The sequence below is a fragment of the Bacillota bacterium genome, assembly GCA_040754675.1.
Taxonomy (GTDB): Bacteria; Bacillota; Limnochordia; order Limnochordales; family Geochordaceae; genus Geochorda.
Window position 1 is genome coordinate 1 of sequence record JBFMCJ010000601.1, and the last position, 2,362, is coordinate 2,362.

General features: G+C 69.9%; 4 protein-coding genes. 2 read left to right on the forward strand and 2 right to left on the reverse strand.

Annotated elements, in window-relative coordinates; all coding sequences use genetic code 11:
• Both AB1609_21420 and AB1609_21425 read left to right on the forward strand, forming a co-directional pair.
• The coding region (locus tag AB1609_21420; protein MEW6048996.1) for a GGDEF domain-containing protein at positions 1–335 on the forward strand (335 nt) is incomplete at its 5' end.
• Positions 332–952, forward strand: coding sequence for a thermonuclease family protein (locus AB1609_21425; protein MEW6048997.1), 621 nt, complete (start codon positions 332–334; stop codon positions 950–952). The genes AB1609_21420 and AB1609_21425, both read left to right, overlap by 4 nt.
• On the opposite strand, the gene AB1609_21430 is transcribed toward AB1609_21425, so the two are convergent.
• On the reverse strand, positions 940–1,422 hold the full coding sequence (locus AB1609_21430) for an adenosine-specific kinase (protein MEW6048998.1): 483 nt from the start codon (positions 1,420–1,422) through the stop codon (positions 940–942). The genes AB1609_21425 and AB1609_21430 overlap by 13 nt on opposite strands.
• A gap of 25 nt (positions 1,423–1,447) precedes the next feature.
• The gene (locus AB1609_21435) at positions 1,448–2,206 is read right to left on the reverse strand and encodes a DUF429 domain-containing protein (GenBank protein MEW6048999.1); all 759 of its coding nucleotides are present in this window, start codon (positions 2,204–2,206) and stop codon (positions 1,448–1,450) included.
• Between the last annotated feature and the right edge of the window lie 156 nt (positions 2,207–2,362).

Below are 2,362 nucleotides of genomic sequence, written 5' to 3' on the forward strand. Positions count from 1 at the left end.
TCATCAGGAAGAACGTCCGCCGCACCGACCTGGCAGCCCGCTACGGGGGTGAGGAGTTCACCATCCTGCTCCCGGATGCCGATCCCGAGTCGGCGGCAACCCTGGCCCACCGGGTGCAGGCTGCCCTGCCGGAGGCGCAGAGCTTCGTCCGGCAACTGACGGAGGGCGGCGCGCCGGTGTCCGTGAGCGTCGGTGTGGCCAGTTTTCCCCTGCACGCCCGGGACTGGCGCGAACTCATCGAGCGGGCCGACGAGGCCTGCTACGAGGCGAAGCGGCTCGGCAAGAGCCGGGTCGTGGTCTGGTCCGGCGCGCCGCGGGGGGCCGCCAGCGTGTGAGCAGCAGACCGAGCTTCCGGGAACGCCACCTGGCCCGCCGGCCCCAGGCCCGGCAACCCCCTCCCCCCAGGCCGAGGTCCGGCCTCTTCTGGGTCACCGTCGCCCTGCTCAGCGTCTACGGGCTTCTCTTCGTGTATGGACGGCTGGCAGAGCAGCGCCTTCCGGACTTCTCCGGCTCCGAGGCCGCCCGTTTTGCCCTGCCCGGTTCGGAGGCCCTCACCGACCGGGTGGTCGAGGTGGTGGACGGGGACACCATCCGCACCGCCCGTTACGGCCGGGTGCGCTACACCGGCATCAACACGCCGGAACTCTCGGCGGACGACCCCGATGTGCGGCGCATGGCAGAACGGGCCCGCCAGGCCAACGAAAGGCTGGTCGGCGGGCGGGAGGTGCGCCTGGCCCTGGACGTGCAGAGCCACGACCGCTACGGGAGGCTGCTGGCCTACGTGTGGGTCGACCGTATCTTCGTCAACGCCTGGCTCGTAGAACAGGGCTACGCGCAGGTCATGACCGTGCCGCCCAACGTGCGCTACGCCGAACGCCTGCGTGACCTCGAGCGCAAGGCCCGCCGGGAAGGCCGCGGGCTGTGGCGGGAGGCGAAGTTTCAGAGCTTGTAGCCGAAGCGGCGCAGCAGCGCCTTGCGCTCCTGGATCTCGGGCTCGCCCTCCACGCCCTTGACCGCAAAGCCGTCCACGACGCCCACCACGCCCCGGCCCTGGTCCGTCTGGGCCACCAGCACCTGGCACGGGTTCGCCGTGGCGCAGAAGATCCGGCACACCTCGGGCACCTGCTTGATCGCGTTCAGCACGTTGATGGGGAAGCCGTCCTCCATTACGATGATGAAAAAGTGCCCGGCACCCACCTTCTGGGCGTTCGCGACGGCCACCCGGATGAGTTCCAGGTCGTTGCCGGATTGTCGTACCAGGCAGGGTCCCGACGCCTCGTTGAAGGCGATGCCGAACCGGATTCGGCCCCCGGCCTGAGCCATGGCCTCGTGCAGGTCCTCCACCGTCTTGATGAAGTGGCTCTGGCCCAGTATGACGTTGGCGTGCTCGGGCTTCTCGATGGCCACGACGTCGATCTGCATGCCCACAGCCGGCCTCCCTCCAGGCTCATTTCAGGCGCTTTTCGCCGGGAACGGGCGTGACCAGCCCCGGCCCGCCGGCCTCGCTCAGGCAGGCGCACCGGGCGGCACCCCACCGGCGGCAGAAGCTCGCCACGTGCGCCGCGACCAGCGCATCCAGCAGGCTTTCAATCTGGTCGAGTTGGGCGGTCGAGAGATCCTCCTCACCGTCGGCCAGAACCCACGGCGCGCTGTCCACGTCAAGGGGCGGATCCGCCCCCTTCAACTGCCGCAGCAGCTCCACCAGGCGCCGCAGCCCCTGCCGCCTCTCCAAAAGGTGGCCCCGCTTGTAGGGGAGCGGCGCCGGCAGATCGAACCAGGCGATCAGCGCCGCGTGCGGGTACACCTCGATGATGGTGTTGCCCGGCAGGAAAGCCCCGCCGTCTTGCGCACCGCGCGCCGCGGAGAACCGCCCGCCCAGCTGCCGCACCAGGGCCTCCCCGCGGACGCCCCCGTGAACGGCCAAAAGGCGCTCGCGGTTCGCCGAGTGGACGCCGAGACGGCGGCCCCGGAACAGGCGCATGATCGCCCGGTCCGCCTCCCGGTGCCCCGTATCGTTCAAGACCGAAAGAGGGGCGTCCACGGCCACGATGGCCGGCTCTTCTCCGGCCCGGGCCAGGCAGAAGCCTGCCACGGCGTCCAGAGCGGTGACGTAAGCGGCACTTTCGACCTGGCCCTGTTCGTTGACCACCACAAGACCCGTGGGGTTGTGATCCGACCAGGCCAGGTCGACCCCGATGAAGCGCATGAGTTGTCTAGATGCCCCCGGCCCCGAGCATCCAGAGCATCCACGACGCCACCCGATCCTGCATGGGCGGCGTCAACTGGTGCCCCAGCTTCGGATAGACGACGATCTGCAGCCTCTCGGCCGCGTCGGGCGCCGCAGAGGCCAGCGCCCGGTAGA